The 6,669-nt window shown below is 62.3% G+C and carries 5 protein-coding genes, 1 tRNA gene and 2 pseudogenes; 6 read left to right on the forward strand and 2 right to left on the reverse strand.

What is annotated here, in order from left to right:
- Positions 1-146, reverse strand: a pseudogene (locus KGM94_RS22245) (SMP-30/gluconolactonase/LRE family protein); the annotation flags it as partial.
- Positions 147-529: 383 nt separating this feature from the next.
- Between KGM94_RS22245 and KGM94_RS22250 the strand changes: the two are divergent.
- From KGM94_RS22250 to KGM94_RS22265, 4 genes are all read left to right on the forward strand, one after another.
- Positions 530-2,095 (forward strand): 2-isopropylmalate synthase, encoded by a 1,566-nt coding sequence (locus KGM94_RS22250; protein WP_300264158.1) that lies wholly within the window; start codon positions 530-532, stop codon positions 2,093-2,095.
- 131 nt (positions 2,096-2,226) lie between these two features.
- Positions 2,227-3,231 (forward strand): TRAP transporter substrate-binding protein, encoded by a 1,005-nt coding sequence (locus tag KGM94_RS22255; protein ID WP_300264160.1) that lies wholly within the window; start codon positions 2,227-2,229, stop codon positions 3,229-3,231.
- A gap of 197 nt (positions 3,232-3,428) precedes the next feature.
- Positions 3,429-4,007, forward strand: coding sequence for a Spy/CpxP family protein refolding chaperone (locus KGM94_RS22260; RefSeq protein ID WP_300264162.1), 579 nt, complete (start codon positions 3,429-3,431; stop codon positions 4,005-4,007).
- Between the two features lie 169 nt (positions 4,008-4,176).
- A tRNA-Lys gene (locus KGM94_RS22265) sits at positions 4,177-4,252 on the forward strand.
- Positions 4,253-4,366: 114 nt separating this feature from the next.
- Here KGM94_RS22265 and KGM94_RS22270 read toward each other — a convergent pair.
- On the reverse strand, positions 4,367-4,921 hold the full coding sequence (locus KGM94_RS22270) for a hypothetical protein (RefSeq protein WP_300264164.1): 555 nt from the start codon (positions 4,919-4,921) through the stop codon (positions 4,367-4,369).
- Positions 4,922-5,025: 104 nt separating this feature from the next.
- Between KGM94_RS22270 and KGM94_RS22275 the strand changes: the two genes are divergently transcribed.
- The gene (locus KGM94_RS22275) at positions 5,026-5,235 is read left to right on the forward strand and encodes a hypothetical protein (protein ID WP_300264166.1); all 210 of its coding nucleotides are present in this window, start codon (positions 5,026-5,028) and stop codon (positions 5,233-5,235) included.
- An 803-nt stretch (positions 5,236-6,038) separates the two neighbouring features.
- A pseudogene (locus KGM94_RS22280) lies at positions 6,039-6,669 on the forward strand (hypothetical protein); the annotation flags it as partial.

Genomic DNA, 6,669 nt, shown 5'->3' on the forward strand with positions numbered 1-6,669 from the left:
CCGCCGAAGCAGATGTTGCCGCACACCTCGGGAATGCGGATGCGGCCGAGCAATTGGCCTGCCGGCGACCACGCCGTCGCTCGGCTATAGCTCGCCGCGCACCCGGCATTGCTGGAGGCCAGGTTGACGTCGCAGCTCACGACGTCGGTCAAGCCGACGGAAGGTCACCTATGCTGACCATCTTTTGGCGTTGCAGATGCGGTCAATTCTCGTCTAGAAACAGCCCCGGCGCCCCCGGCAACGAACCGTCAACGGTTTTGGCCGAGGATTTTGGGGCTCAAAAGGGTCTGGCAATGCTGATTCGTGGCCAAAAGGATGGGATTTCGGGGGAGGTGGCTCTGGCCGCTCGCGCCTCGACGATTCCGGCCGCGATCCTGCCCACCCTCCTTCTTGGCGGGCTGCTTCTTACCTGCCCCTGAGGGCCGGCTGGGCGCCACGCGCCTGGGCACTCAGGGGTTGTACGAGATCACCGGACACCCTCAAGCGCTCGCGGCCTGACACGAGCGCATCAGCTTAAAGGAATTTTGCAATGGCCCCCGTGAACAAGTCCGAGAAGGACCGCGTCATCATTTTCGACACCACCTTGCGCGACGGCGAGCAGTGTCCCGGCGCCACCATGACCTTCGAGGAGAAGCTCGAGGTCGCCGAGCTCCTGGACGACATGGGCGTCGACGTCATCGAGGCCGGCTTCCCGATCACCTCGGAAGGCGACTTCCAGGCGGTGAGCGAGATCGCTCGTCGCTCCAAGAACGCCGTCATCGCCGGCCTGTCGCGCGCGCATCCGGCCGACATCGACCGCTGCGCCGAGGCAGTGAAGTTCGCCAAGCGCGGCCGCGTCCACACCGTGATCGCGACTTCGCCGCTGCACATGCGGGTGAAGTTGAACAAGACCCCGGAGCAGGTGATCGAGACCTCGATCGCCATGGTCGCGCGCGCCCGCAACCAGATCGACGACGTCGAATGGTCGGCGGAGGACGGCACCCGCAGCGAGATGGATTTCCTCTGCCGCATCGTGGAGGCCGTGATCAAGGCCGGCGCCACCACGGTGAATATCCCCGATACCGTCGGCTACACGGTGCCGGAGGAGTACACCCACTTCATGAAGACGCTGATCGAGCGCGTGCCGAACTCGGACAAGGCGATCTTCTCGGTCCACTGCCACAACGACCTCGGCATGGCGGTCGCGAACTCACTGGCCGGCATCATGGGCGGCGCGCGCCAGGTCGAGTGCACCGTCAACGGCATCGGCGAGCGCGCCGGCAACGCCGCGCTGGAAGAGATCGTGATGGCGATCAACGTACGTAACGACAGGTTTCCGTACTGGAACAAGATCGACACCACGCAGCTCACCCGCGCCTCGAAGCTGGTGTCGGCGGCGACCTCGTTTCCGGTCCAGTACAACAAGGCGATCGTCGGCCGGAACGCCTTCGCTCATGAGAGCGGCATCCATCAGGACGGCGTGCTGAAGGACGCCTCGACCTACGAGATCATGCGGCCCGAGATGGTCGGCCTGAAGCAGTCCTCGCTGGTGCTGGGCAAGCATTCGGGACGCCATGCCTTCATCCACAAGCTGGAGGAGATGGGCTACAAGCTCGGTCCGAACCAGCTCGAGGATGCCTTCACGCGGATGAAGGCCCTGGCCGACCGCAAGAAGGACATCTACGACGAGGATATCGAGGCGCTGGTCGACGAGGAGATGGCCGCGTCCCATGATCGCATCAAGCTGACCTCGCTGACCGTGATCGCGGGCACCCATGGCCCGCAGCGTGCGACCATGAAGCTCGACGTCGACGGCCAGATCAAGATCGAGGAGGCCGAGGGCAACGGTCCGGTGGATGCGGTGTTCAACTGCATCAAGCGCCTGGTGCCGCACGAGGCCAAGCTCGAGCTGTACCAGGTCCATGCCGTGACCGAAGGCACCGACGCGCAAGCCGAAGTGTCGGTGCGGCTGTCGCAGGACGGCCGCTCGATGACGGCGCGCGCCGCGGATCCGGACACGCTGGTCGCCTCCGCCAAGGCCTATCTCGGCGCGTTGAACAAGATCGTCATGAAGCGCCAGCGCGACGCGGTCCCGACCGCAGCGGCGGCGGGCTGACGACAGCGCGATACCAGTCCTGCTAACGAACGATAGTGCCGCGCGGGCATACCGGTTAGGGTGCCCGCCGGCTTGAGGTACGGACGCAGTCCCGACGGGCGCGTTCCAACGAACAACAAGGGGGAGAGATTATGCGCACCTACGCGATCGCCGCGTCCATCGTGGCCCTGGCACTGGCCTTTGCGAGCCCCGCCGCCGCCCAGACTCCGATCATCATCAAGTTCAGCCACGTCGTCGCCACCGATACGCCGAAGGGCAAGGCGGCCGAGAAGTTCAAGGAGCTGGCCGAGAAGTACACCGCCGGCAAGGTGAAGGTCGAGGTCTACCCGAACTCGAGCCTCTACAAGGACAAGGAGGAACTCGAGGCGCTGCAGCTCGGCAGCGTGCAGATGCTCGCGCCGTCCAACTCGAAGTTCGGTCCGCTCGGCATCAAGGAGTTCGAGGCGTTCGATCTGCCCTACCTGCTGCCCGACCTGAAGACGCTGCGCAAGGTGACGGAAGGCCCGCTCGGCGCCAAGCTGCTCAAGCTGCTGGATTCCAAGGGCATCACCGGCCTTGCGTACTGGGACAACGGCTTCAAGCAGATGAGCGCCAACAAGAAGCTGATCGCGCCCGAGGACTACAAGGGCGTGAAATTCCGCATCCAGTCCTCGCGCGTGATCCAGGCGCAGTTCAAGGTGCTCGGCGCGCTGCCGCAGGTGATGGCGTTCTCGGAAGTCTATCAGGCGCTGCAGACCGGCGTCGTCGACGGCCAGGAGAACACCTGGTCCAACATCTTCACCCAGAAGATGCACGAGGTGCAGAAGTACATCACCGAGACCAATCACGGCTATATCGGCTACGTCGTGATCGTGAACAAGAAGTTCTGGGACGATCTGCCGGCCGACGTGCGCGAGCAGCTCTCCAGGGCGATGAAGGAAGCGACCGACTTCAACAACGCGCAGTCGCAGAAGGAGAACGACGACGCGCTCGCCGAGATCAAGAAGAGCGGAAAGAGCGAGATCATCGCGCTGACGCCGGCGCAGGACAAGGCGATGCGCGACGCCATGGAGCCGGTCTACAAGGATGTCGCCGGCCGCGTCGGTCAGCCGCTGATCGACGAGTTTCTGAAGGAGACGCGAGGCGCGACCAACTGAACGTTCGAAGCGTTGTTGCGAACGGAAGGGGCTTTCGCGCGATCGCGGAAGCCCCTTCATTTTACCGCCGCCTGTTGCGAACGGCGTGCAGGACGCGGATTACATCTTGGTAAGGCAGGCCTCTCTGTCCAAGTTGTAAGTTGAACGCACGCGGGGCGACGCTCATCTTCATCGCAACCCTTCCAAAGGAGGTTTGCATGAAGAAGTTCGCCATTGCCGCCATCGCCGTGCTCAGCATCGCCGGCTCGACGGCGGTCTACGCGCAGTATCACCGTCCCTGGATGTCCGAGCACATGCGCCACATGCGCATGAGTCCGGAAGACCGCGGCGCCCTGGTCGACGCGCGGATCGCCGCCGTGCATGCCGGGCTGAAGCTCACCGCCGACCAGGAGCAGCTGTGGCCGCCGGTGGAAGCTGCGGTACGCGATTTCGCCAAGCTCCGCATCGACCGGGCGAACGCGCGGATGACCGCGATGCGCGACCAGCGCAACGCCGACACGCCTGACGATCCGGTGGCGCGGCTGCGCCAGCGCGCCGACGACATGGCCGCAACCTCCGCGGCGCTGAAGAAGATCGCCGATGCCGCCGATCCCCTCTACAAGACGCTCGACGACGGCCAGAAGCGGCGGCTCGCCGTGCTGACCCGTCACCAGGGCCCGTTCGGCCGCGAGGAAGGCTGGCGGCGCCGCTTCATGGAGCGCGGCATGGACCGCCACCATGGTGGCCATTTCGGCCGGGACGACGGCGCGAACGGCGACGGCAGCGGACGGCTCTAGCACCGCGCTTTCGCCGGCCTGATAGACTCACGGGAAGCCGCTGGAATCCGGCGGCTTTTCGCGTTTCGGGGGGTGACGACGAAGGCTTGGAAAACTGCGTCCCAATCGCTTGCCATCGCGGAGTTGCTTTGCTAAACGACCGGCCTCGCAAGGCCTTAGCCGGCCTTCCGGGCGCATAGCTCAGTTGGTAGAGCAGCTGACTCTTAATCAGCGGGTCCCAGGTTCGAGCCCTGGTGCGCCCACCAAGCTAAATCAATGACTTAGTCTCGGATAAACGGAGAACAGGCCGTTTCGTGCGACACCGTGCGACAAAATCGCACGAAAGACGTGTCGCACGAGCGTGCGACCTTTCGAGCTAATCAACTCAGTCCTTCCCTGCCGAGAAACGCCACCAGCCTGTCGATCGCGGCGTCAGCGCGCGCCGGATTGCGAGCACGGTAGTGCGTCATGATCAGCTGCCCGGACCGGTAGGAGTGGCCGGTAACGTCGCAGATCGAGAGCAGGTCATTGCCGGCGCGGTCAAGTAGCATGACGCAGGTGTCGCGCAGATCCCGGTCGTGCTTCTTGTCGCTCTCGCCGGTGGTCTCGTTGACGAAGGCGAGCGACGGGCAGGCCTCGACGCGGGACACGTCGCCGCCGCGGATCGCGAGATCCCGCACCTCGGCGAAGACGTGACGATAGGTATGCTCGTTGTAGGGTTGGCCCGTAACCTCGTCGATCACGAACTCCTCCGGTATCTTCTTCAGCTCCATCTTCTTGGCGATCTCGCTAACGCGCACGCGCGCCTCGAGCAGGCGCAGAGCTGCGCCGCGGTTCTCGAATTCCTTCAAAAGGTGTTTGTAGTGGATGTCGAAGCTGAGCGCTTTTGCCGTCGCATAGAGACTGGCGCCATAGCGGACAGCAGGGCACCGCATTTTTGGACGGAAAATTCAGCGTACGCGTGCACGTAGCACTTCCAGAGCCGTCTGATGGCTTCAGACTCGACATTGCCGCTGTGCAAGCCGGTATAGAAGGCGACATGGACGATCCCGCGACGCTATTCGAGGCGGCGATCGCATTCGAAAAGCGAGCCGTACAATTCTTTGGATCCTGCGTGGCGGACGCGCCCGCAGGTTCGGTAGAGCGACAGCTCTATCGTGAACTGGCCGCTGAAGTAACTGAACATGTTGCCATTCTCGAAACCGAGCTCAGACGGTGGGTCGAGGGCAAGGAGGGTCTTGTCGCGTGACCCGGCGACGCGCATTTGCGTGACCTCGGCGAGGAACTGAGGGCAGTTTATCGAAGCGCGGCCCGCTCGCATCGCCAGGTAAGAACGGTGCGACGTTGCGTGCTGGAACGGTGAATTGCAGCACGGCTCGGAGGAGCAGCGCGGGAAATACCTGCCAAAGCTCGCTTTTGGCGAATTCGTCTGCTGCTCCGGCCTGACCGACCCCGACCCCGACGCCGGCTCCGACCCTGCGGGCATGAAGACGCGAGCTAACGAGGTCGTATCGACTGATCGGCTCCGAAGACATGGACCATAAAACGGCCGACATCGAACCGTTTGACGATCTCGCTTTTCCACATTCCTGTCGCCGCCGCTTCCGAATTGCAATGCAAATTGGGCTCCGACCTCGAGAGCCATAGTCCGCAACAGTCCCATCTGACCTGCGCGGTAGCGTTCGGCTTCCCAGCCGGGCAGGTGCGCACCTCGCCGGCACGCATCGATCGATCTGTCGGCGTAGCCGGCTGCTTCGTCGCTGTTCTCCAAATGATCAATTCGCCATTATGCTCTTCGAGAAATCTCTCGAAATGATCAGTTCGTGGGTGATCCGCGAATGGTCGGGCCACGCAGCCTCAAGGCTCTTGCAGTTTCTGGGACGGCGACATCAAGCGCTAAACGCCCGACAAATGAATGCTTAACAGCCCCGCAACGGAATCGATGCTGCCCTGCAACAAGGAGCGCTGGCACGATCGATGCAAGCACATGGGCAGAGCGTGAAAAGTGAAAGCCGACGAGCCGATTCCAAAAGGCCAAGAGGAGAGGTGATCATGAAATTTCCGAACCCACACGAGGTCAAAGCCAAGACAATACCCGGCACCGAAGGGTGGGAAAGGATGTATCCCTACCACTACCAGTTCGTGAACGATGATCCCGAGAGGACCCAGTACGAGAAGGAGACCTTCTGGTTTGCCGACGGATTGCATTATCCGGAGCCGCTCTATCCCTTTGATACGATTTGGGATGAAGCTTGGTTTCTCGGTCTCTCTCAATATAACAACCGGATTTTCATGGTGCCGCCGGTGCGTGGCGTCGATCACCGCATTATCAATGGCTATGTCTACATCTCGCCGGTTCCGGTGAAGGACGGGGCCGAGATTGGCAGCCGCGTCCCGCACTTCACCGAGCGCGCTGGTTATTACTATAAGAACTGGGACGCGCTTGAGGCGAAGTGGAAGGTCAAGATGGAAGGTGCAATCCGCGAGCTTGAAGCGCTACGGATTCCGACTCTGCCTGACATGGAAGATCTGAGCGTGGTGACGGACGCCGTTGGCGAGTCGCGCGGCTACCAACTCCTCAAGAACTATGACGATCTCATCAATCTCGGCATCAAGTGCTGGCAGTACCATTTCGAATTTCTGAACCTGGGCTACGCGGCCTACGTGTTCTTCCTCGACTTCG

This window comes from Bradyrhizobium sp., from assembly GCF_028868675.1.
Classification (GTDB): domain Bacteria; phylum Pseudomonadota; class Alphaproteobacteria; order Rhizobiales; family Xanthobacteraceae; genus Bradyrhizobium.

What these genes read in the sequence shown, in the direction of transcription:
- KGM94_RS22250 (WP_300264158.1), top strand. Translation starts at nt 530, where the DNA reads ATGGCCCCCGTGAACAAGTCCGAGAAGGACCGCGTCATCATTTTCGAC.
- KGM94_RS22255 (WP_300264160.1), top strand. Translation starts at nt 2,227, where the DNA reads ATGCGCACCTACGCGATCGCCGCGTCCATCGTGGCCCTGGCACTGGCC.
- KGM94_RS22260 (WP_300264162.1), top strand. Translation starts at nt 3,429, where the DNA reads ATGAAGAAGTTCGCCATTGCCGCCATCGCCGTGCTCAGCATCGCCGGC.
- KGM94_RS22270 (WP_300264164.1), bottom strand. Translation starts at nt 4,921, where the DNA reads ATGCGGTGCCCTGCTGTCCGCTATGGCGCCAGTCTCTATGCGACGGCA.
- KGM94_RS22275 (WP_300264166.1), top strand. Translation starts at nt 5,026, where the DNA reads ATGGACGATCCCGCGACGCTATTCGAGGCGGCGATCGCATTCGAAAAG.